At 65.0% G+C, this 21,959-nt stretch carries 22 protein-coding genes; 13 read left to right on the top strand and 9 right to left on the bottom strand.

Features of this window, described 5'->3' with window-relative positions:
- Nucleotides 1–269: 269 nt before the first annotated feature.
- Genes LQV39_RS23980 through LQV39_RS23970 form a run of 3 tightly spaced genes read right to left on the bottom strand, consistent with a single transcriptional unit; the run spans nucleotide 270 to nucleotide 2,713 of the window.
- Nucleotides 270–533 carry a DUF6587 family protein gene (locus LQV39_RS23980; RefSeq protein WP_230029702.1) on the bottom strand — a complete coding sequence of 88 codons (264 nt, stop codon included), beginning with the start codon at nucleotides 531–533 and terminating at the stop codon, nucleotides 270–272.
- 1 nt (nucleotide 534) lies between these two features.
- Nucleotides 535–2,433, bottom strand: coding sequence for a ferrous iron transporter B (locus LQV39_RS23975; protein WP_230029701.1), 1,899 nt, complete (start codon nucleotides 2,431–2,433; stop codon nucleotides 535–537).
- Between the two features lie 13 nt (nucleotides 2,434–2,446).
- Entirely contained in the window at nucleotides 2,447–2,713 is a 267-nt protein-coding gene (locus tag LQV39_RS23970) for a FeoA family protein (protein WP_230029700.1), read from the bottom strand.
- Nucleotides 2,714–2,930: 217 nt separating this feature from the next.
- Between LQV39_RS23970 and LQV39_RS23965 the strand changes: the two genes are divergently transcribed.
- The 3 genes from LQV39_RS23965 to bfr all read left to right on the top strand — a co-directional run bounded on the left by LQV39_RS23965 (nucleotide 2,931) and on the right by bfr (nucleotide 4,518).
- A complete protein-coding gene (locus tag LQV39_RS23965) occupies nucleotides 2,931–3,146 on the top strand; it encodes a bacterioferritin-associated ferredoxin (protein ID WP_230029699.1) in 216 nt (71 codons plus the stop codon).
- Between the two features lie 176 nt (nucleotides 3,147–3,322).
- Nucleotides 3,323–4,012, top strand: a complete 690-nt coding sequence (locus LQV39_RS23960) for a PepSY-associated TM helix domain-containing protein (protein ID WP_230029698.1) — start codon at nucleotides 3,323–3,325, stop codon at nucleotides 4,010–4,012.
- A 23-nt stretch (nucleotides 4,013–4,035) separates the two neighbouring features.
- Nucleotides 4,036–4,518: a bacterioferritin gene (gene bfr, locus LQV39_RS23955; RefSeq protein WP_230029697.1), complete on the top strand. Its 483-nt coding sequence runs from the start codon at nucleotides 4,036–4,038 to the stop codon at nucleotides 4,516–4,518.
- Here bfr and LQV39_RS23950 read toward each other — a convergent pair.
- Nucleotides 4,505–5,470: a PfkB family carbohydrate kinase gene (locus LQV39_RS23950; protein ID WP_230029696.1), complete on the bottom strand. Its 966-nt coding sequence runs from the start codon at nucleotides 5,468–5,470 to the stop codon at nucleotides 4,505–4,507. The two genes, bfr and LQV39_RS23950, sit on opposite strands and share 14 nt — an antisense overlap.
- Nucleotides 5,471–5,478: 8 nt before the next feature.
- Nucleotides 5,479–6,096, bottom strand: coding sequence for a glutathione S-transferase family protein (locus LQV39_RS23945; protein WP_230029695.1), 618 nt, complete (start codon nucleotides 6,094–6,096; stop codon nucleotides 5,479–5,481).
- 165 nt (nucleotides 6,097–6,261) lie between these two features.
- Between LQV39_RS23945 and purB the strand changes: the two genes are divergently transcribed.
- The gene (purB, locus tag LQV39_RS23940) at nucleotides 6,262–7,638 is read left to right on the top strand and encodes an adenylosuccinate lyase (RefSeq protein WP_230029694.1); all 1,377 of its coding nucleotides are present in this window, start codon (nucleotides 6,262–6,264) and stop codon (nucleotides 7,636–7,638) included.
- Between the two features lie 106 nt (nucleotides 7,639–7,744).
- On the opposite strand, the gene LQV39_RS23935 is transcribed toward purB, so the two are convergent.
- Nucleotides 7,745–9,682, bottom strand: a complete 1,938-nt coding sequence (locus tag LQV39_RS23935) for a TonB-dependent siderophore receptor (RefSeq protein ID WP_230029693.1) — start codon at nucleotides 9,680–9,682, stop codon at nucleotides 7,745–7,747.
- 280 nt (nucleotides 9,683–9,962) lie between these two features.
- Here LQV39_RS23935 and LQV39_RS23930 point away from each other — a divergent pair, with 280 nt between their 5' ends.
- Genes LQV39_RS23930 through LQV39_RS23920 form a run of 3 tightly spaced genes read left to right on the top strand, consistent with a single transcriptional unit; the run spans nucleotide 9,963 to nucleotide 11,717 of the window.
- The gene (locus tag LQV39_RS23930; protein ID WP_230029692.1) at nucleotides 9,963–10,523 is read left to right on the top strand and encodes a cytochrome b; all 561 of its coding nucleotides are present in this window, start codon (nucleotides 9,963–9,965) and stop codon (nucleotides 10,521–10,523) included.
- Nucleotides 10,524–10,533: 10 nt separating this feature from the next.
- Entirely contained in the window at nucleotides 10,534–11,097 is a 564-nt protein-coding gene (locus LQV39_RS23925) for a YceI family protein (RefSeq protein ID WP_230029691.1), read from the top strand.
- A 47-nt stretch (nucleotides 11,098–11,144) separates the two neighbouring features.
- Nucleotides 11,145–11,717, top strand: coding sequence for a YceI family protein (locus LQV39_RS23920; RefSeq protein WP_230029690.1), 573 nt, complete (start codon nucleotides 11,145–11,147; stop codon nucleotides 11,715–11,717).
- Between the two features lie 67 nt (nucleotides 11,718–11,784).
- Here LQV39_RS23920 and LQV39_RS23915 read toward each other — a convergent pair whose 3' ends face one another.
- The gene (locus LQV39_RS23915) at nucleotides 11,785–13,284 is read right to left on the bottom strand and encodes a hypothetical protein (RefSeq protein WP_230029689.1); all 1,500 of its coding nucleotides are present in this window, start codon (nucleotides 13,282–13,284) and stop codon (nucleotides 11,785–11,787) included.
- 265 nt (nucleotides 13,285–13,549) lie between these two features.
- Between LQV39_RS23915 and LQV39_RS23910 the strand changes: the two genes are divergently transcribed.
- The 4 genes from LQV39_RS23910 to LQV39_RS23895 all read left to right on the top strand — a co-directional run bounded on the left by LQV39_RS23910 (nucleotide 13,550) and on the right by LQV39_RS23895 (nucleotide 18,097).
- Nucleotides 13,550–13,819 (top strand): GlsB/YeaQ/YmgE family stress response membrane protein, encoded by a 270-nt coding sequence (locus tag LQV39_RS23910; RefSeq protein ID WP_230029688.1) that lies wholly within the window; start codon nucleotides 13,550–13,552, stop codon nucleotides 13,817–13,819.
- A gap of 68 nt (nucleotides 13,820–13,887) precedes the next feature.
- On the top strand, nucleotides 13,888–15,165 hold the full coding sequence (locus LQV39_RS23905; RefSeq protein WP_230029687.1) for a phosphatidylserine/phosphatidylglycerophosphate/cardiolipin synthase family protein: 1,278 nt from the start codon (nucleotides 13,888–13,890) through the stop codon (nucleotides 15,163–15,165).
- A 102-nt stretch (nucleotides 15,166–15,267) separates the two neighbouring features.
- Nucleotides 15,268–17,427 (top strand): S46 family peptidase, encoded by a 2,160-nt coding sequence (locus LQV39_RS23900; RefSeq protein WP_230029686.1) that lies wholly within the window; start codon nucleotides 15,268–15,270, stop codon nucleotides 17,425–17,427.
- A 73-nt stretch (nucleotides 17,428–17,500) separates the two neighbouring features.
- Nucleotides 17,501–18,097 carry a YfbM family protein gene (locus LQV39_RS23895; protein ID WP_230029685.1) on the top strand — a complete coding sequence of 199 codons (597 nt, stop codon included), beginning with the start codon at nucleotides 17,501–17,503 and terminating at the stop codon, nucleotides 18,095–18,097.
- Here the strand turns inward: LQV39_RS23895 and LQV39_RS23890 are convergent.
- Both LQV39_RS23890 and LQV39_RS23885 read right to left on the bottom strand, forming a co-directional pair.
- Nucleotides 18,094–18,540 carry a GNAT family N-acetyltransferase gene (locus LQV39_RS23890; protein WP_230029684.1) on the bottom strand — a complete coding sequence of 149 codons (447 nt, stop codon included), beginning with the start codon at nucleotides 18,538–18,540 and terminating at the stop codon, nucleotides 18,094–18,096. The two genes, LQV39_RS23895 and LQV39_RS23890, sit on opposite strands and share 4 nt — an antisense overlap.
- A 1-nt stretch (nucleotide 18,541) precedes the next feature.
- Nucleotides 18,542–20,041: an APC family permease gene (locus LQV39_RS23885; protein WP_230029683.1), complete on the bottom strand. Its 1,500-nt coding sequence runs from the start codon at nucleotides 20,039–20,041 to the stop codon at nucleotides 18,542–18,544.
- 160 nt (nucleotides 20,042–20,201) lie between these two features.
- On the opposite strand from LQV39_RS23885, the gene LQV39_RS23880 reads away from it, so the two are divergent.
- Together LQV39_RS23880 and LQV39_RS23875 are read left to right on the top strand one after the other, a co-directional pair.
- A complete protein-coding gene (locus tag LQV39_RS23880; protein ID WP_230029682.1) occupies nucleotides 20,202–20,687 on the top strand; it encodes an Rrf2 family transcriptional regulator in 486 nt (161 codons plus the stop codon).
- A 97-nt stretch (nucleotides 20,688–20,784) separates the two neighbouring features.
- The gene (locus LQV39_RS23875) at nucleotides 20,785–21,954 is read left to right on the top strand and encodes a globin domain-containing protein (protein WP_230029681.1); all 1,170 of its coding nucleotides are present in this window, start codon (nucleotides 20,785–20,787) and stop codon (nucleotides 21,952–21,954) included.
- Nucleotides 21,955–21,959: the final 5 nt, after the last annotated feature.

The raw sequence follows: 21,959 nt of genomic DNA, 5'->3' as shown, positions 1-21,959 counted from the left end.
AAGCGCTTGCACCCCTTGTCCGCGTTGTGTCGCTCGACACAACGATTGAACACAGCGCGTGGAAGACCCTTTAAAAGCGCCTGGAAAGTGGTTATCGTAGACATGGTTGCAGGTTTAGGTTGTGAGCATGAGAACTCAGGGTTTTAGTACCCTTAACCTTTACCTGCAACTCCTTTCCGATGGTCTACTACCAGCTCAACTGTCAATTATCTTGGACAGCAGTGCGCCTCCGCGGGAAGTCAGGCCGGGCTGTGCCCGGAATGACGGTATCAACGCTTCGCGTGCACCTGAATGATCTTGCGCCCCTTCTCATCCTTCTCCGGCATCGGCGCCGGCGCGCAGGTCCCGCAGGTATCGCAGCCGCTGCCACAGCCGGCGTCCTTGTCCAGCCAGCGCGCCAGCCAACCCTTGCCGCTACCGTCCGAGAATTTGTAGACGATCTTGCGGCGCACCGACAGCGGCAGGTACTTGCCGGCGGCGTAGCCTGCCGCCAGCAGCACGATCAGGCCGACCACCAGGTACTGGGCGATCATCTCAGCTCCCGAGGGCGTAGCGCGCCACGTGGTAGGTGATGAAGGAAGCGAGATAGGCCAGTGCGAACATGTAGCCGGCCATGACGAAGGCCCAGCGGATGCTGCCGGTCTCGCGCCGCACCACCGACAGGGTCGACAGGCACTGCGGCGCGAACACGTACCAGGCCAGCAGCGACAGCGCGGTGGCCATGCTCCAGGAATGGGCGATCAGCGGCGCCAGCGAGCCGGCCACGTCGTCGCCCGAGGACGACAGCGCGTACACGGTGCCGAGCGCGCCCACCGCCACTTCGCGCGCGGCCATGCCCGGCACCAGCGCGATGCAGATCTGCCAGCCGAAGCCGATCGGTTCGAAGATGACCGCCAGCGCGCGGCCCAGCATGCCGGCCACGCTGTAGTAGATCGGCGGGTGGGTCGCGCCTTCCGGGGCGCCCGGGAAGCTGGACAGGAACCAGACCAGCACCATCAGGGTCAGGATCACGGTGCCGACGCGGGTCAGGAAGATCTTCGCGCGCTCCCACAGGCCCAGGGCCAGGTTCTGCAGGTGCGGCCAGTGGTAGGCCGGCAGCTCGAGCATGAGCGGGTGCTGGCCCTTGGTGCGCGCGGCGCGCTTGAAGAACCAGGCCACTCCCATCGCGCTGACGATGCCGGCCGCGTACAGCAGGAACAGCACCAGGCCCTGCAAATTGATGCCGCCGGCCAGCTCGCGGCTCGGAATGAAGGCCGCGATCACCAGCGCGTACACCGGCAGGCGCGCGGAACAGGTCATCAGGGGCGCGATCATGATCGTCACAAGGCGGTCGCGCGGGTTCTGGATGGTGCGCGCCGCCATCACGCCGGGAATCGCGCAGGCGAAGGACGACAGCAGCGGAATGAAGGCGCGCCCGGACAGGCCGACGCTGCCCATCATGCGGTCGAGCAGGAAGGCCGCGCGCGGCAGGTAGCCGCAGTCTTCCAGCACCAGGATGAAGAAGAACAGGATCAGGATCTGCGGCAGGAACACCAGCACGCTGCCGACGCCGCCGAAGATGCCGTCGACGATCAGCCCGCGCAGCGGTCCCTCGGCCATGTTGGAGCCGACCCAGGCGCCGAGTCCCTCGACGCCGCTCTTGATCAGGTCCATCGGCGCCGCGGCCCAGCTGAACACGGCCTGGAACACCAGGAACATCAGCACGGCCAGGATGACCGGGCCCAGCACCGGGTGCAGCACGACCTGGTCGATCTGCTCCGACAGGTTGCCGGTGTCCTTGTCGAAGCTGACGCAAGCCTCGATGATGCGGCGCACTTCGCGCTGGGTCTCCTCGACCGGCACGGCGTCGATCGCGCTCAGCGGGCGCGGTTTCACCGGCGTATCGAAGCACAGGGTTTCCAGCATGGCCAGCAGCGGCTTCTCGCCGCCGGACTGCACGGCCACGGTCTCGACCACCGGCATGCCCAGCTCGCGCGACAGCCTGGCGGTGTCGATCTCGATGCCGCGCTTGTTGGCCACGTCGACCATGTTGAGGGCCAGCACCATCGGCAGGCCGAGGCGCTGGATCTCGAGCACCAGGCGCAGGTTCAGGCGCAGGTTGGTGGCGTTGACCACGCAGACTACGGCGTCCGGCGCCTGTTCGCCCGTGCGCAGGCCGGCAACCACGTCGCGGGTGATGGCTTCGTCGGGGGTGTGGGCGGACAGGCTGTAGGCGCCCGGCAGGTCGAGCACGCGCATGGCGCGGCCGCCCGGCAGGGTGAAGCTGCCTTCCTTGCGTTCAATGGTGACGCCGGCGTAGTTCGCGACCTTCTGGCGCGCGCCGGTGAGGCGGTTGAACAGTGCGGTCTTGCCGCAGTTCGGATTACCCAGCAGGGCGATCAGCGGCGCTTTTGTCGCAGTCGCCGCCTGGACCTGCTGTTCTACTGCTCCCATTGATGTGTTCCGTTTATTCCGGCTGGATCGAGACCAGCGCCGCTTCGAAACGGCGCAGTGCGAACGTGGATTGACCGACCTTGACCGCGACCGGGCCGCCCGGCAGGCCGCGCTTGAGCATGCGGATGCGTTCGCCGGGGACGAAGCCAAGTTCCATCAGGCGGCGCGAAACGTCGGCGCCATCCCCGCCATGGCCCTGGCTGGGCGCGAGGTGGATCACGGTGGCGCTCTGGCCCGCCTTCAAGGCGTCGAGCGTGGTCAGGGTGGGGGCGAGAGTCATGGTTGTCGTTTCCGTATGGCTTCAATGCGGCACTGATGAGACGATGTGAGCATCATAAACCTAAATGCGAATTATTTCTATTTGCGATTTGTCTACTTGTGTTCACTCTGCCTCAATGACACGACAAAACGCTTGCATTCGGGTTTCGATTTCAGGAGAATACAAACATTAATGAGAATGATTCGCATTATATACCAGACAACGAGGAAAGAAAGACATGATCGTCTGCGTTTGCAACAACATCTCCGACCGTGAAATCCGCCAGGCCGTCGAAATGGGCCTGACCTCGATGTCCGACCTGTACAAGGAACTCGGCGTCGGCACCTGCTGCGGCAAATGCGTCAGCTATGCCCGCGAAGTGATGAACGAACATCTCGACGCGCGCACCACCGTTACCGAGCTGCGCCGCACTCCGGCCGATCTGGCCGCCTGAGCCGGCCGCCCGGCCCTCCCCCGAATCGTCCCGGCCGTCGCCGCGTCCGCGGCGCCAGCGACGCCGGTCAGTTTTCCGAGTGTTCATTGCCGCGCACATTTACACTGTGCGCAGCGACCGATGGGCGGCGCGTCCTGCTAACATGGTGCTTCCAAAGCAGCCATTACGCCTGTCTTATGCCCGTCATCCCGTTTCGCTCCCCGAGGACGCCGCCGCAACCCTTCACGGTCCCACCGCCGCCCGCGCCCTCGCGCCGCGCCCTCGCCGTCAAATGGCTGCGCAAGATGCATGGTTGGATCGGCCTGTGGGGCGCGGTGCTCGGCCTGCTGTTCGGCAGCACCGGCATCCTGCTGAACCACCGCGCCGTGCTCAAGATTCCCGCCGCCCAGGTGCAGGAAAGCACGGTACAGATTCCCCTGCCCGATCCGGCCCCGCCCGATCCGCAGGCGCTGGCCGCCTGGCTGAAATCCTCGCTCAAGCTTCAGCCCGATCCGGCGCGTGTAAAAGCCGAGCCGGCGCGGCCGGTGGCCTGGGGTGACCGCGCCCTGGTCCAGCCCGCGCGCTGGAGCGCCAGCTTCACCTCGCCCACCGGCGCGGTCCAGGCCGAGTACTGGGTCGGCAATAATTACGTTACCCTCAAGCGCAACGAAAACAATGTCTTCGCCACCCTGACCAATCTGCACAAGGGCGTCGGCATGAGCATGGGCTGGATCCTGCTGGTGGACACGCTGGCCGGCTCGATCATCCTGCTGTCGCTGTCCGGGGTAGTGCTGTGGACGCTCACCAACCGCAGGCGCACGGTGGGCATCGCGATCGCCTCGGTCTCGCTGCTGCTGGCCGGCGGCGTCGCGCTGGCGTCGATTTGAACAACTAAAAAGAAAGGGATTTCATGAAGGGCGATCCGAACATCATCCGCGCGCTCAATGCGCAGCTGACCAACGAGCTGACCGCGATCAACCAGTACTTCCTGCATGCGCGCATGTACAAGCACTGGGGCTTCACCCGCCTCGGCAAGAAGGAATACGACGAGTCGATCGGCGAGATGAAGCATGCGGACCGCCTGATCGACCGCATCCTGATGCTGGATGGCCTGCCCAACCTGCAAGCCCTGCACAAGCTGCTGATCGGCGAGTCGGCGCAGGAGATGCTGGAATGCGATCTGAAACTGGAGCGCGGCGCCCAGCAGTGCGTGAAGGACGGCATTGCCGCCTGCGAAGCGGCGCGCGATTACGTGTCGCGCGACCTGCTGCTGGAGATCCTGGAAGACACCGAGGAACACATCGAGTGGCTGGAAACCCAGCTCGACCTGATCGTCAAGGTGGGCATCCAGAATTACTTACAAAGCCAGATGGGGGATGTCAGCGAGATGTAAACGCTGCCGCCGGCGTGCCTTCGCGCCAGCGATTGACCCACTTGTCGTAGAAGTTCAGGTCGCGCGGCACCGCGCCGGCGACCGCGCAGATCGCGCCGGCGAATTCGTTGGCGCGCGCCAGGGTCAGCGCCAGCGGCCAGCCGCGCGCGCGTCCCAGCAGGAAGATCGCCGAGAAGGCGTCGCCCGCGCCCACCGTGTCGATCACGAAGGGCGGCGCCGGGGTGTCGCGGGTGGCGATCGTGCCGCCGTCCGCCAGGAACACGACCGAACCGCGGTGGCCCAGGGTCACGATCAGGGTCTCCAGGCTGAAACGGTCCATCAACGCGCGGCAGGCCGCGTGCACTTCTTCCGTCGACAGCGCCGCGTCCTCCGGGCCGATCTGGAAATACCACTGGAACAGAGCCTGCAATTCCTCTTCGTTGACCTTGACGATGTCGGCCGCGCTCAAGGAGCGCGTGACGGTGCTTTCCTCGTACTGGTCCAGACGCAGGTTCAGGTCCAGGTAGCGCTTTGCCGGGGTCGCCTCCAGCACGGCGGCCAGGGCCGCGCGCGAGCGTTCTCCGCGCTGGGCCAGGGTGCCGAAGTAGACGAGATCGGCCTCGACCTTCGCCAGGCTGGCGGTGGCCGCGCCGGCGTCGATGAAGTCGTAGGCCTGGCGCGGCAGGATGCGGAAGCGGTGTCCCTGGCCGTTGCGCTCGACCACCACGCGGCCGGTCTCTTCCATCGGATCCAGCTGCAGGCCGGCATCGCTCATCGCGAAACGCTCGAACTCACCGCGCAGGGCCTGGCCGTTGCGGTCGCGCCCGATGCGGGTGATCATCAGGGCCGGCTCCATGAAGGCGGCCAGGTGGCGCGCGACGTTGAAAGGCGCGCCGCCCACCACCTGCTCGGTCGGGAATTCGTCGACGAGGGCTTCGCCGAACACGACCGTGGTCGAGGCAGGTTTGCTCACTGCGGCGTTCACGTGGCGATGACCGGCACGGTGTCCTTGAAGGACGGACGCTCGGACAGCTTGTCGAACAGGCGCGCCAGGTTCGGATGATCGTCGCGCCAGGCGATGTCGGGGAAGCGCAGGGACAGCCAGCCCAGCACGCAGCCGACGGCGACGTCGGCCAGGGTGTAGTGATTTCCCATGCAGAAAGGCTGTTCGCCGAGGTTATCGGACATCACCTGCAGGCTCTTGCTCACCTTGCCCATCTGGCGGTCGATCCAGGCCTGGCTCTGCAGCTCGGCGGGACGCTGGGTACGCTCCAGGTAGGCCAGCACAGCGGCATCGCCGACGCCGTCGGCCAGGGCTTCCCAGACCTTGACGTTGGCGCGGTCGCGGCTGTTCGCCGGCAGCAGCTTGCAGACCGGCGTCAGCGTGTCCAGGTATTCGGCGATCACACGCGAATCGTACATGGCGCTGCCGTCTTCCATGACCAGGCAGGGCACCTTGCCGAGCGGGTTGGAGGCGGAAATCTTCGTATCCTGCGACCACACGTTTTCCAGCTCGAAGGTGTAATCGAGCTTCTTCTCTGCCAACACGACGCGCACCTTGCGCACATAAGGACTGGTGACAGAACCGATCAGTTTCATAAATGCTCGAGTAGGGGGAGTGGCTCACAGTATAGCATCGGCCAAACGCCGGATAAGGGGGTGAGAAAGCCTTGCAACGCTGTCCACGTTCGGCTTGACAAACCGGGAACGCGCAGGCTCCCGATGGTAAAATCGCGCTTTTGCAATCATCCCCGCCTGCCTGCCATGACCTCTACCTCCTCCTCGACCCTGTCGGCCCTGTCCCCGCTGGACGGCCGCTATGCCGCCAAGACCGACAAGCTGCGTCCCATCCTGTCGGAAGCCGGTTTCATGCACCACCGTGTGAAGGTGGAGATCGCCTGGCTGCAGGCCCTGGCGCAAGCCGGCTTTGCCGAACTCAAGCCGTTCTCGAACGAAGCCGGCGCCCTGCTCGACAAGCTGGCGGCCGACTTCTCGGACCTTGACGCCGCGCGCATCAAGGAAATCGAAGCCGTCACCAACCACGACGTCAAGGCCGTCGAATACTGGCTGAAGGAGAAGGTCAAGGACGTGCCGGAACTGGTCGCGGCCAGCGAATTCATCCACTTCGCCTGCACCTCGGAAGACATCAACAACACCTCGCACGGCATGATGCTGAAAGCGGCGCGCGACGGCGTGATGCTGCCGGCCCTGCAGGCCATCATCGCCAGGCTGACGGACATCGCCCACGTCAACGCCGAGCTGCCGATGCTGTCGCGCACCCACGGCCAGACCGCCAGCCCGACCACCCTGGGCAAGGAATTCGCCAACGTGGTCGCGCGCCTGCAGCGCGCCGTCAAGCGCATCGAAGCCGTCGAGATCCTCGGCAAGATGAACGGCGCGGTCGGCAACTACAACGCCCACCTGTCGGCCTACCCGAACTTCGACTGGCCGGCATTCAGCAAGAACGTGATCGAGCAGCGCCTTGGCCTGAGCTTCAATCCGTACACCATCCAGATCGAGCCGCACGACTACATGGCCGAGCTGTTCGACGCGATCGCGCGCACGAATACCATCCTGCTGGACCTGAACCGCGACATCTGGACCTATGTCTCGCTGGGCTACTTCAAGCAGAAGCTGAAGGCAGGCGAAATCGGCTCGTCGACCATGCCGCACAAGGTCAACCCGATCGACTTCGAGAACTCGGAAGGCAACCTGGGCCTGGCCAACTCGGTCCTGCGCCACATGGCGGACAAGCTGCCGGTCTCGCGCATGCAGCGCGACCTGACCGACTCCACGGTGCTGCGCAACATCGGCGTCGGCTTCGGCTACGCGCTGCTGGCCTACGACAGCTGCCTGCGCGGCCTGAACAAGCTGGAAGTGAACCCGCAGCGCCTGGAGCAGGACCTGGATGCGAACTGGGAAGTGCTGGCCGAGCCGGTGCAGACCGTGATGCGCCGCTACGGCATCGCCAACCCGTATGAACAGCTGAAGGAACTCACCCGCGGCAAGGGCATCACCCGCGAAGCGCTGCAGGAGTTCATCGGCGGCCTGGCCGTGCCGCAGGAAGCCAAGGACCTGATGCTGGCGATGACGCCGGCGAATTACACGGGTCTGGCGGCGCAGCTGGCCAAGGCGATTTAAGCCACGAACCTTTGAACGTCGCCCCCGCGAAGGCGGGGGTCCAAGTTCTGCGTGAGCTATCGAAACGCGAACAAACTTGGGTCCCTGCCTCCGCGGGGACGACGGGTTATTTTTGCCACACCAGCTTGATCCCCAAACTCCGCGGCACCTCGCTGCCGAACTGGGCCACCCCATACTCCCGGTGCCCGCCGTTCAGGTTGGCCCCGATCACCGACAACTCCATCCCCGGCGCGAAACGCCAGCCGAAGCGCAGGTCGACGGCCGTGTAGCCCGGCACCGCCGGCCGCCCGGTCGAGCCGACGCGGCGCACCGCCACTTCCAGTTCGCGCGTGCTGTCGAAGGCGTAGTTCGAGCGCAGCTGGGCGGTGTAGGCCGGGTCGACGCCGGTGGTCGCCACGCTGCCGAGGTCACGGCTAGCAGGCTTCAGGCTGAAGCGCTCGCGCAGCGCGGTGGCGCCGGCCGACAGGCGCCATGCCTCGCTCATCTGGTAGCTGGCCCAGGCCTCGATACCGTACGCCCGCCCTTCCATCTGGTTGCCGAACTCGATCGTGCCGGCAGGGGTCAGGTCCGTGGTGCGCAGGTGGTCGTAAAGGTTGCGGAAAGCCGTGACCGAATACGACAGGTCCTGCCCCACCTGGCCGCGGTAGCCGACCTCGAACACGCGCGCCACTTCGGAACGCACCCGCGGGCCGCCGGCCAGCAGGAAGGGCGGCGCACCGGGGATGAAGGCGTCGACGTCCAGGCGCGAGGGCGCGCGCACGGTGCGCGAGTAGCCGGTCCATAGCGAGTGCGCCGGCGACATGCGCCAGGACAGGCGCAGGGTCGGCAGGAACTCGGCGCCGGTATAGGGATTGCGTTCGTAGCGCGCGCCGGCCGTCAGGCGCAGGTCGTCGCGCAGTGCGATCTGGTCCTGGGCGAACAGGCTGGCCCAGGCCTGCCTGTCGCTGGCCGGCAGGAAGGCCACGAAGCGGCTGTTGGTGACGCTGTCCCAGCTGTAGCGGTACTCGCCGCCCCAGACGATATTGTGCGCGCCCAGCGCCGGCAGCGAATGCTGGACCTGGACGTCGGCGATGTCGACCGAATCCGTGAAGGTCGGCGGCACCTGGCGGTAGCGGTGGTCGTAGTAGGCCAGCACACTGACGCTGCCGCCGTCCGCAAGCAGCCGCTCCCAGCGTCCGCTCAGGTTGGCGCCGCGCGTGATGATGTCGTCGACGCCGGTGCTGGCGCCCGGTGCGGAAATCGCCCCCGGCGCCGGCTGGCCCTGGCGGCCGCGCCAGGCATTGCCGTTGACGCTGAAGCGGTCGCCGCCGCGCTCCCAGTCGCTACGGAAGCCCACCTGGCCCTGGTCCCAGGCGTCATCGATGTGCGCGCCGGTATTCAGTTCGCTGCGGGCGAGGCCGAACACCTTGCCATACACCCGCCAGTGGTGGCCGGCGCCGCCCGCGCCGTGGCGGAAGGCGGCTTGCGCGCCATCCGTGTCGCCGCGCAGCATCAGCAGGTCGCCCTGGGTGTCGGAGGCATGGCGGGTAATGATGTTGATGACGCCGTTGACCGCGTTCACGCCCCACAGCGTGCCGCCCGGGCCGCTGATCACCTCGATGCGCTCGACGTCTTCCAGCATCACGTCGGGCTCGTCCCAGAACACGCCCGAGAACAGCGGCGAGTAGACGGAGCGGCCGTCGATCATCACCAGCAGCTTGTTGGCGGGGCTGTTGCTGGTGCCGTTCAGGCCGCGCGCGGAGATGTAGTAGCCGCTGTTGCTGGCGCGCGCCACCTGCAGGTTGGGCGCCAGGCGCAGGGCTTCGGGCAGGCTGCGGCTGCCGGCGCGGCGGATGTCGTCGGCGGTGATCACGAACACCGAGGCCGGCGCATCCTGCAGGCGCTCGGGGCGCTTGGAGACCGAGGTCACGTCGATGTTCGCCAGTTCCTCGATCGACAGGTCGGCGAATTCCGCGGCCTGGCGCTCGGGAACGGTGCGCTCGCCCGCCTGCGCGCAGCCGGCGGCGGCCAGGCCCAGCATCAGAATGGGCAGGCGTAAGCTCATGGATTTTTTTCGGAAATTTTCATGTCCTACAATTATCATTTATAAATCGGACTCGTCAACATTTTACGTTCCTTCCCCGTAGAGCGTCGTGCAAGGCCGGGCTAACGTGCGCAAGCCCGGCCGTTTATCAGGATTGTCCCGCCAGCTGAACAATGTTATCCGTTTACCTGTCTTCCTCCAGCCGGGTGGAACCGTTAAAGTAGTGAAAGAGTACTGGAATCAATACATCAGCTATTTTGTTAAGATCGCGTTCCAACAAGAACAGATCCCCGGAGACAGCATGCAGCTTCAGCAGCATCAGGAACAGGCGCGTTACACCACGATCGCGATCGTGCTTCACTGGCTGATCGCCGTGCTGATCGTGGGCGCCTTCACGCTCGGCCTGGTGATGACGGACATTCCCGGATTTTCGCCGACCAAGCTGCGCTACTTCTCCTGGCACAAGTGGGCCGGCGTGACCGTTCTGCTGCTGGCGGCCCTGCGCCTGCTGTGGCGCCTGAAGCAGCGCCCGCCCGCGCTGTCATCGGCGATGCCGGCCTGGCAGCGCAGCGCCGCCCACGGCCTGCACCATCTGCTCTACCTCATGATGTTCGCGGTGCCGGTATCGGGTTACCTGTACACGCTGGCTGCCGGCGTCCCGGTGGTCTGGTTCGGCCTGTTCAAGCTGCCGGTGTTCTTCGCCAAGGACCCGGCGCTGGCCGCGATCCTGAAACCGGTGCATTACTGGCTGAACATGCTGCTGGCGGGCCTGGTCGGCCTGCACGTGCTGGCCGCCCTCAAGCACCAGCTCATCGACCGCGACGGCACCATGCGCCGCATGCTGCCCGGCCGTTCCCATTGAAGGAGTAAGAATGAAACTATCCCCTACCCTCGCCGCGGCCTTGTCCGCCACGCTGCTCGGCGCCGCCCTGATCGCCAACGCCGCGCCGCTCAAGACCGACCTCGCCCACAGCAGCGTCTCGGCCGTGTTCAAGCAGATGGACGTGCCGGTCGAATCGAACTTCAAGCGTTTTAACGCGCAGATCGACTACGACGCCGCGCACCCGGAAAAGGCGACGGCGCGCGTGGACATCGACACCGCCAGCTTCGACATGGGCCAGGCCGACTACAACAAGGAGATCGCCAAGAAGGAGTGGTTCAACTCGGCCCAGTTCCCGAAGGCGAGCTTTATTTCGTCGTCGATCAGACCGGCCGGCGCCGGCAAGCTGGCCGTCACCGGCAAGCTGACCATCAAGGGCAAGACCGCTGACGTCAGCTTCCCGCTCACGGTCAAGCCGCAAGGCGGCAAACAAGTATTCGAAGGTCAGCTGCCGATCAAGCGCCTGGCCTTCAATGTCGGCGAAGGCGAGTGGCAGGATACGAGCATGGTCGCCGACGAAGTCCTCATCAAGTTCCGCGTCGCCGCGGGACAGTAATCACCTCTAATTAAGCAGCAACACTCAACCCAAAGGGAACCCGTCTGATGAAATTGAAAAACCTGACCATCGCTCTCCTGGCCGCCACGCTGGCAACCGGCGCCTTCGCCGCCGACACCTATAAAGTCGACCCGAGCCACACCTACCCGAGCTTCGAGGCCGACCACTTCGGCGGCCTGTCGGTCTGGCGCGGCAAGTTCAACAAGTCCGAAGGCAGCATCGTGGTGGACCGCGCGGCCAAGACCGGCACCGTCGACATCACCATCGACACCACCACCATCGACTTCGGCAACGACAAGCTGAACGAACACGCCAAGAAGGCCGAGATGTTCGACGTCGCCAAGTTCCCGACCGCGACCTACAAGGGCAAGCTGGTGTTCAACGGCGACAACCCGGCATCGGTCGACGGCGAACTGACCCTGCACGGCGTCACCAAGCCGGTGACCCTCACCATCAACAAGTTCAAGTGCATCATCAACCCGATGCTGAAGAAGGAAGTCTGCGGCGCCGACGCCTCGGCCAGCTTCAAGCGCAGCGATTTCGGCGTGAGCTACGGCGAATCCTTCGGTTTCAACATGGACGTCAAGCTGGCGATCCAGGTCGAAGCGGTCAAACAATAATTTTTGACCAGACGTAAAAAAAACCTCGGGCCTTGCGGCACCGAGGTTTTTTTATATTTAAAACGTTTTAACGGCCGTCGCGATCGAAATCACCCGGCATCGCACGCTCGACCTTGTCCCAGGCCGCGCGGCTGGCCGACTTGGCCTGCTCCCACGACAGGCGCGAATGGCCCTTCACGCGATCCCATTCGTCGGCCATGTGCGGCTCGGCCAGGTCATAGGACGGGTAGCGGCGGGCATTGTTGTAGCCCAGCGCATAGGCCGGCGAGTAATCGTCGTAGGTGTAGCCCGGCGAGTAGTACGACTGGGTCTGGTAGTTGGTGCGCCAGTAGTTGTCTTCCTCGGTCGGGTTGACCAGGTGGCCGGCGCCCTTGCCGACCATGCCGCCGGCGATGCCGCCGATGGCCGCACCGGCCGCCATGCCGACCGGACCGCCGACTGCGCCCAGCGCCGCACCGGCTGCCGCGCCGCCGCCCGCGCCGACGCCGCCTGCCAGGTTGTGTTCGCGCAGATCGTCGCCCGCTTTCGGGTTCACGACTTCACCGGCGCCCTTGCCGGCCATGTCGCCGGCGATGCCGCCTGCAACCGCGCCGGCCACTGCGCCGATCGGGCCGCCCGCGGCGCCGATCGCAGCGCCAGCCAGCGCGCCGCCGGCAGCGCCGGTGCCCTGGGCCAGGTTGTGTTCATGCAGGCGGTCTTCCGCATGCGGATTCACCACTTCGCCAGCACCGCGGCCAGCCGCGCCGCCGGCCAGGCCGCCGATCGCCGCACCGGCAGCCATGCCGATCGGACCTGCCACCGCGCCAGCGGCCGCACCCACAGCGGCGCCCGCGCCGGCGCCCACGCCCTTGGCCATATAGTGTTCGCCCAGGTCGTCGCCCGCTTTCGGGTTCACGACTTCGCCGGCGCCCTTGCCGGCCATGCCGCCGGTGATGCCGCCGATCGCGGCGCCCGCCAGGGTGCCGATCGGACCTGCCGCCGAGCCGATGCCCGCGCCCACGGCCGCACCGGCCAGTGCGCCGACGCCGGTGCCGATCACGTGCGAGCCGCCGTTGTCGGTGAAGGATTTCTGGATGTACTCGACGTCATCGTCCGAACGCGGGGTCACGCCCATCACGATGCCGCCCTTGTTGATGCCTTCTTCGTAGTGCTTGACGCGCTCTTCCGGAATACCGGCGCCGATCAGTGCGCCGATCAGGCCGCCGGTGATGCCGCCGGCGCCCGCGCCGGCCAGGCCGGCTGCCAGCGGACCGGCAACCACCAGGCCCAGGCCCGGCAGGACCAGGGTCGTGCCCAGTGCGGCCACGCCGGCCAGCACGGCGCCGATGGTGCCGCCGATGCCGGCGCCGACGCCGGCGCCTTCGGCTGCTTTGCTGCCCAGTTCGGTTTCGGTGTCGCTGAAGTGGGTTTTACGGGTCGAGTCCGACATCATCAGGTTGACGTCGTCCTTGGAATAACCGCGGGTCGAGATGGAGTTATAGGCGCGTTCTGCGCTTGCACGATCCGGGAACAGGCCGGTGACCATACGATTCTGGTTGTTCTGCTTGTCGGTGTCGAAAATGCTCATGGTATGTGTCCTCTCAAGGGTCGGTGTACGGCAAATCGGTATGTGCTGCTTGTCTGGGAACGATATTCCCGCCGAGCAGTCTGCTTCTGTTCGGTGCCGCACTCATTCGTTGACATTCCGTCTATCAACAGAACGCGAATTCACTTTGCGCGTCTAACGTTCGTTGCCGCACCGACCCGGGTACGTACGCATCCGTAGACTTTGCCCATGGCCTCGGCAATCAATTGGCCTGGAGTATGTTTTTCCAACTTGAGGAGGAATCAACATGTTATTCATTATCTGGATCGTCGTCGGTGGTATTCTCGGCTGGCTCGCCAGCATGGTCATGAAAACGGACGCTGAACAAGGCATGATTCTCAATGTCGTGGTCGGTATCGTTGGCGCCTTCCTGGGTGGCTGGCTGCTGTCGCCGCTGTTTGGCACCGGCACCATCAACTCCGATGACTTCAGCGTCTCGTCCCTGCTGGTTTCCTTCCTGGGCGCCGTCATCCTGCTGGCCATCGTGAACCTGCTGCGTCGCGGCCGCGCACGCTAAGCAGTGCGGTACGTTCGCTAAAACCAACGCTCTCCGGCGTTGGTTTTTTTTATGCCTGAAATCCGCCTATGCGCACTAAACGTTCTATCGTTGCATTGATCACTTGTATCGCCACGGTCGTGGTGGGCCTGCTCGTGCTGAATTTCATGCCGACCGAGAAAAAGATCGAGACCCAGCTCACCCGCCTGTACGACACCAACGATCCGCAATTCCGCCGCTCCCTCGGCGTGCTGCTCGGCCCGCCGCTGGTCGAGGGCAACAAGGTCGAGGTCCTGCTGAACGGCGACCAGATCTTCCCCGCCATGCTGAAGGCGATCCGCGAAGCGAAAAAGACGATCACCTTCGAAACCTATATCTACTGGTCGGAAACCATCGGCAAGGAATTCGCCGATGCCCTGGCCGAACGCGCGCGCGCCGGCGTCAAGGTGCACCTGATGCTCGACTACATCGGCAGCCTGAAAATGGACGACGCCTCGATGGACGCGCTGCGCAAGGCGGGCGTGCAGCTGCACCGCTACCACAAGCCGGTCTGGTGGAAGCTGGCGCGCCTGAACAACCGCACCCACCGCAAGCTGCTGATCGTCGACGGCCGCATCGGCTTTACCGGCGGCGTCGGCATCGCCGACAAATGGCGCGGCCACGGCCAGGACGAAGACCACTGGCGCGACACCCATTTCCGCGTCGAGGGCCCGGTGGTCGGCCAGATGCAGGCCGTGTTCAATGACAACTGGACCAAGGCCACCGGCGTGGTGCTGGATGGCGAAGCCTATTTCCCGGCCCTGAAGCCGCAGGGCGACTCGCCGGCGCAGATGTTCTCCAGCTCCATCACCGGCGGCGGCGAGAGCATGCACCTGATGTACCTGATGGCGATCACCGCCGCGCGCCATACGATCCACCTGTCGAACTCGTATTTCGTGCCCGACGAACTGGCGGTCAAGGCCCTGGTCGCGGCGGCCAGGCGCGGCGTCGACGTGCGCATCATTACGCCAGGCAAGATCATCGATTCGGACGTGGTGCGCGCCGCCTCGCGCGAGCGCTGGGGCGAGCTTCTCAAGGCCGGGGTCAAGATGGCCGAATACCAGCCGACGATGTACCACGTGAAGGCGCTGGTGGTCGATTCGCTGCTGGTGTCGGTGGGCTCGACCAACTTCGACAACCGCTCCTTCAGCCTGAACGACGAAGCCAACCTGAACGTGCTCGATCCGGTGTTCGCCAGGCAGCAGGAAGCCGTCTTCGAACAGGACTGGCTGCGTTCGAAGCCGGTCTCGCTGCAGCAGTGGGAAGACCGTCCGCTGCACGACAAGGCGGCGGGCAAGCTGGCGGACCTGATCGGGGCGCAGCTGTAAGGACGCGGGAAAATATGGGTTGACGCTGGTTTTTCACATACGCATACTGTCGCGAGCTCGTCCGAGCCTCCGTGGGGACCCTAGACCAACCGACACAAGCGCATGAAAAAGACTCTAATTTCGCTCGCCATCCTGACCAGCTTCGCCGCACAGGCGGACGAAGGCATGTGGATGCCGCAGCAGCTGCCACAAGTAGCCAAGCAACTGAAAGCCGCCGGCCTCAAGCTCGACCCGGCCTCGCTCACCAAACTGACCGAATTCCCGGCCGGCGCCATCGTGAGCCTGGGCGGCTGCTCGGCCTCCTTCGTCTCGCCGGAAGGCCTGGTCATCACCAATCACCACTGCGTCTACAGCAGCGTGGCGATCAACTCGACCCCGCAGCACGACCTGCTGGCCGACGGCTTCCTGGCCAAGACCATGGCCGACGAACTGCCGGCCGCGCCGGGCAGCCGCATCTTCGTGACCGAGGAAGTGACCAACGTCAGCAACCGCGTGATCACCCCGGAAGTCGCCAAGCTGACCGGCAAGGCTAGAATCGAAGCGATCGAGAAGAACCAGAAGGCCCTGGTGGCCGAGTGCGAAAAAGAGCCGGGCTACCGCTGCACGGTGCCGAGCTTCTACGGCGGCCTCGAGTTCTACCGCATCAAGCAGCTGGAAATCCGCGACGTGCGCCTGGTGCACGCACCGCCGTCGGGCGTGGGTAAATTCGGCGGCGACACCGACAACTGGATGTGGCCGCGCCACACCGGCGACTACGGCTTCTACCGCGGCTACGTGAGCAAGGACGGCAAGTCGGCCGAGTTCTCGAAGGACAACGTCCCCTACAGGCCGAAGCACGTCCTGAAGATCGCCAAGGAAGGCGTGAAGGAAGGCGACTTCATCATGGCGCTGGGCTACCCGGGCCGCACCAACCGCCACCGCCTGCCGTCGGAAGTCGCGTTCACCTTCGACTGGAACTACCCGGCCTTCGTGAAGGCGTCGGGCGAGACCCTGGCCGTCATCGAGCGCGAGACCAAGAACGATCCGGCCGCCAAGCTGAAGTACGCCAGCCAGGTCGCCGGCGTCAACAACTACTACAAGAACCGCAAGGGCATGATCGCCAGCTACGAAGGCAGCGACATCCTGGCGCGCAAGACCGCCGAGCACAATGCGCTGAAGGCCTGGATCAATTCCAACGCCGCGCGTAAAGCCGAATTCGGCGCCGACATCGAGGCCGTCGAGAAGCTGATCGCCGAGCGCGACGCCAACATCAAGCGCGAGTTCTTCCTGGGCTACTCGACCCCGCGCTTCCTGAATTCGGCGCGCACCCTGTACCGCCTGTCCAACGAGCGCAGCAAGCCGAACGCCGAGCGCAAGTCGGGCTACCAGGACCGCGACATGCCGCGCATGACGGCAAGCATCACCGGCCAGGACCGCACCTACGACGAAAAGGTCGACAAGGCGCTGGTGCTGAACTTCCTGAAGCAGTACAGCGCACAGCCGGCCAACGAGCACAACCTGGCATTCGATAACGCCCTCGGCATCAAGGCGGGCATGAACGAAGCCGAGCTGAAGGCCGCGCTGGACAAGCTGTACGCCGGTTCGCAGATGCAGAACAAGGACTTCCGCACCCAGTGGCTGAACAAGTCGCCGGCGGACTTCCAGTCGAGCAACGATGCCTTCATCAAGGCCGCCGTCGCCCTGTACGACGCCGACCGCAAGGAAGAAGCCGAGGAAGAGGAACTGGGCGGTAACATCCAGAAGGCCTACGCCAGCTACATGAAGGCCAAGATCGCCTACATGAACAGCAAGGGCCAGGCCGTCTACCCGGACGCCAACTCGACCCTGCGCGTGACCTTCGGCAACATCAAGGGCCGCAACTACGGCGCCGACGGCACCGGTTCCTGGACCGCCTTCACCACCGTGAAGGGCGTGGTCGCCAAGCACACCGGCGAAGGCGAATTCAACGCACCGGAAAAGCAGCTGGCCGCGATCCGCGCCAAGGACTTCGGCAAGTACGCCGATCCGAAGCTGGGCACCGTGCCGGTCGACTACCTGGCGACGCTGGACATCACCGGCGGCAACTCGGGTTCGGCCGCGCTGAACGCCAAGGGCGAGCTGATCGGCCTGGCCTTCGACGGCACCCTGGATTCGATCATCTCGGACTGGGACTTCAACAAGGCCGCCACCCGCGACATCCAGGTCGACATCCGCTACATCCTGTGGAACATGGACAAGGTCGACCACGCGGATAACCTGCTGAAAGAGATGGGCGTGAAGTAAACGCCGTCATCGATGCATCATCGAAAGCCACGCTGCCGCAAGGAGCGTGGCTTTTTTTTCGAAGGAGACGCAGATGGGAATGATTGCCGCCTTTTATATGGTCAGCGACCGTAACATCGAGAAGATCCTCGCGGATCCACCGCTGGTCTGGAAAGTGGTCGCGCCGGACGATCCCGAAGCCTATGCCAGATACCGGCAGGCCGCCAAGCCGGGTTTGCTGGGCCGCCTGCTGGGGCGCAGGAGCGAACCGGCGGCCGCGCCGGCCGAGCTCGAACCGGCGGACGGCGACACCGCGGACACCGACGTCGACAAGGCCTGGCACGGCATCCACTACCTGCTCACGAAAACGGATTGGGGCGGCGCCTTCCCGCTCAACTTCCTGGTCGACGGCGGCGCGGCGGTCGGCGACATCGAAGTCGGCGTCGGCCCGGCGCGCGCCTTCCGTTCGGCCGAGGTGCAGGCCATAGCCCAGGCCCTGCACGGCATCGACGAAGCCACGCTGAGGGCGCGCTTCGACCCGGCCGAGATGCAGGCGCTGCAGATCTACCCCGATGGCATCTGGCGCAACGAGGATGCGCTCGACTACTGCATCGACTACTTCGGTGTGCTGAAGGATTTCATCGGCAAGGCGGCGGAGCGGCGCCTGGGCATGCTGGCCACCAACGGCTAGGCGGCTTCGCGCAGGTGCAGGATGGGGAAAGGCCGGCCGGCGGAATCGCGCTCGGAGCGCCCCGCCCGCACGAAGCCGGACTGCAGATAGAAGGCCAGGCCCTGCGGGTTCTGTTCGTTGACGTCGACCGTCAAGGGCCCCTTGAGCGCGCGCGCATGTGCCAGCAGCTGCTTGCCGGCGCCCTTGCGGAAGTGGGAAGGATCGACGAACAGGGCTTCGAGCGCCGCGCCATCCAGGCCCATGAAGGCGGCCGGTGTGCCGGCTTCGAATTCGAGCACCCACAGTTCGAGGGCTTCGCCGGCCAGCACCACGTCGCGCACCACCGGCAGCAGGTCCTGCACGTCCTGTTCGCCCAGGAAGGCGTGGGTGGCGCGCACCGAGCGCAGCCAGACCCCGAGCAGGTGCTCGCGGTCGGCGGCGGTGGCGCGCCGGATCATGCTCATCTCAGTGCGTCAGCTCGGTCTGCTGCGAATTCGCCTTGTTCAGGCGGCTGTTGCGCAGGCCGTAGCCGAAGTAGGTCAGCACCGCCACCGTCATCCACACCGCGAACACGGTATAGGTCACCTTCGACAGGCCGAACACCAGGTACAGGCAGGCCAGGATCGACAGGCCCGGCACCAGGTAGGGGCCGAAGGGCACGCGGAACCCCTTGCGGCCGCTGCTGCTGTCCTTGCCCTGCTTGCGGCGGATGACCGGCACCGCAATCGACACCACGATGAAGGCCACCAGGGTGCCCATGCTCACCATGTCCCACAGGAAGGTGGAGTCGACCAGGCCGGCCACGATGCCCACCACCACCGAGACGATCAGGGTGTTCGCCACCGGCGACTGGGTGCGCGGGTTCACGCGCTGGAAGGTCTTCGGGATCAGGCCGTCGCGCGAGATCGCGTACAGGATGCGGGTCTGGCCGTAGATGGTCACCAGGGTCACCGAGAACACGGAGATCACCGCGCCGGCCGACAGCACCAGCGCCGGCCAGGCCTTGCCGGTCACGTTCTGCAGGATCACGGCGAGGCCGGCCTCCTGCCCTTCGAACATGTGGGCCGGCTGGGCGCCCATGGCGGCGATCGCCACCAGCATGTAGAACACGGTCACGATGATCAGGGCCGCCAGGATCCCGAGCGGCACGTCGCGGGTCGGGTTGCGGGTTTCCTCGCCGGCGGTGGCGATGGTGTCGATGCCGATGAAGGAGAAGAACACGGTGCCGGCGGCCGCCGTCACGCCGGCCATGCCGCCCGCGCCGTGGCTGTCGGCGCCATTGAAGAAGGGGTGGAAGTTGTTGATGTCGAAGCCGGTCAAGGCGATGGCCGCAAAGAACACCAGGATGGCCAGCTTGATGACCACCATGATGGCATTGGTGGTCGCCGATTCCTTGGTGCCCCGAATCAGCAGGACGCAGCACATGATCACCAGCAGGATGGGCGGCAGGTTGATGTGGCCGGCGTGGAGTTCGACGCCGTTCTTGCCCGAGACGATCATCGGCGAGCGCAGCGCATCCGGGATCTGCCAGCCGATCGCGTTCTGCAGGAAGTTGTTCAGGTAGTCGGACCAGCCGATCGCGGTGGCGCTGGCGGCCAGGCCATACTCGAGCAGCAGGCAGGCGGCGACGATGAAGGCGGCGAACTCGCCCACGGTGGCGTAGGCGAAGGAGTAGGACGAGCCGGAGGCCGGCACGCGGTCCGCCAGTTCGGCGTAGCACAGCGCGGTCAGGCCGGCGGTAATCGCGGCCAGCAGGAACGACAGGACGACCGCCGGGCCGGCTTTCGGCACCGCTTCGACCATGGTGAAGAAGATACCGGTGCCGATGGTGGCGCCGACGCCGATCATGGTCAGCGGGAACAGGCCCAGCGTACGGCCGAGGCCGCCACCATGGGCGGAGGCGTCGTCGAGCTTGCGCTCGGACGTCTTGGTTCTAAACAGCTTCTGGCCCAATGTCTGATTCACAGCGTGTCCTCTGGTCGCACTTCCAAAGCTTGCGATTATAGGGCTAGATGCCAGTCACTTATAAATAACATTTTGCAATGCCAGGAAAAAATATTTCCTTAAATCTGCATTTCTTATGCAGGTTTAGGTAGAATACGCCTGTCACCACGAAGAACCTACGATGCGCCTCACCCGCTTCTCCGATATTGGTTTGCGCGTGCTCATTTACCTGGAGCGGGCCGGCGAACGTTCGCAGCCCGTGACGGTGGCGGAGATCAGCAGCCAGTTCGACATCCCGCTGAACCACCTGGTGAAGGTGGTCGGCCAGCTGGCCAAGCTGGGCTGGATCAAGGCGACGCGCGGACGCAACGGCGGCCTGCGCCTGCTGGCTGACCCGGCCACGCTGACGATCGGCCAGGTGCTGCGCAAGCTGGAAGGCGAAGAAGACGAACTGGTCGATTGCGAGGGCACGAGCTGCGCCCTCAAGCTCGACTGCCAGCTGCGCGGCATGCTGCGCGCCGGCATGCGCGCCTTCTACGAAGCCATGGACCGCTACACGCTGGCCCAGGCGACCTCGGGCGCGACCGGCGAACAGGTGATCCGCATGCACAAGATGTTCTGGAGCGGCACGCCGGCGGCAAGCGGCGCGCTTGCTGTGATTGAATAGAAGTAAGTACTGGCTTTACTGTTTTTGCTTGAGCCCTTGTATGGGCGTTTTTTTGAACTTTAAATCTGCATTTTAGATGCACCAATAAGGACGAATCATGATTTCCGACGCTTCCCGCCCCTTCATCGACGCCAGCGTACCGGTCCTGCGCCAGCATGGCCTGACCATCACGAAGCTGTTTTACGCGAACATGTTCAAGGCGCATCCTGAGCTGACCAGCCTCTTCAACATGGGCAACCAGGCGAGCGGCGCGCAGCAGCAATCGCTGGCGTCGGCGGTGTTCGCCTATGCCGCGAACATCGGCAATCCGGGCGCATTGGGCCCGGTGGTGAATCGTATCGTCCACAAGCACGTCTCGGTCGGCATCCGCGCCGAGCACTACCCGATCGTCGGCCAGCACCTGTTAGGAGCGATTGCCGAAACCCTGGGCGACGCAGCCACCCAGCCGCTGCTGGACGCCTGGGCTGAAGCCTATGGCTCGCTGGCCAGGCTCCTGATCGCCGCCGAAGCCGAGATGTACAGCACCGCCGGCATCCAGCCGGGCGAGACCCGCCCGATGCGCGTGCTTGATGTGACCCGCGAGAGCGAGAACGTGATGTCCTTCCGCCTGGTCGCTGCGGACGAGAAGCCGCTGCCGGCCTTCAAGGCGGGCCAGTACGTCAGCGTCGCCGTCGATCTGCCGGATGGCCGCCACCAGCTGCGCCAGTACAGCCTGTCGGACGCCCCGGGTCTTGATACCTGGCGCATCTCGGTCAAGCGCGAAGATGGCGCCGATACGCCGGCGGGCATGGTGTCGAACTGGCTGCACCAGAATGTGCAGGCGGGTTCGGTCCTGCAGGTGTCGCACCCCTTCGGCGAATTCACCCCGAACACGGAAGACGAACAAGCCATCGTGCTGCTGTCGGCCGGCGTCGGCATCACGCCGATGGTGTCCGCAGTCAAGCGCATCGCCGCCGTGAACCCGCAGCGCCGCGTGATCTTCGCCCATGCTGCCCGCAATGCCGCCCACCACGCGCTGCGTGCGGATGTCGAGGCGCTGAAGGCGATCATGCCGAACCTGTCGGTGGTGAGTTTCTACGAAGACGTCGAAGGCCGCATGGACCTGGCCAGGCTGCCGGTGTGGAAGCGCGAGGAAGCGGAAGTGTGGCTGTGCGGTCCGCACAAGTTCATGCAGGCGCAGTGGCTGTCGCTGCTGCATGCGGGTGTGCCGGCGGCGCGCCTGCATCGTGAGGTGTTCGGGCCGGAGTTGCTGGATCACCTGCTGTAATGAAG

It is taken from the genome of Massilia sp. Bi118 (assembly GCF_918697865.1).
Classification (GTDB): Bacteria; Pseudomonadota; Gammaproteobacteria; order Burkholderiales; family Burkholderiaceae_D; genus Telluria.
Note: the sequence above shows the minus strand (reverse complement) of the source record. Positions and strands in the feature narration are given on the sequence as shown.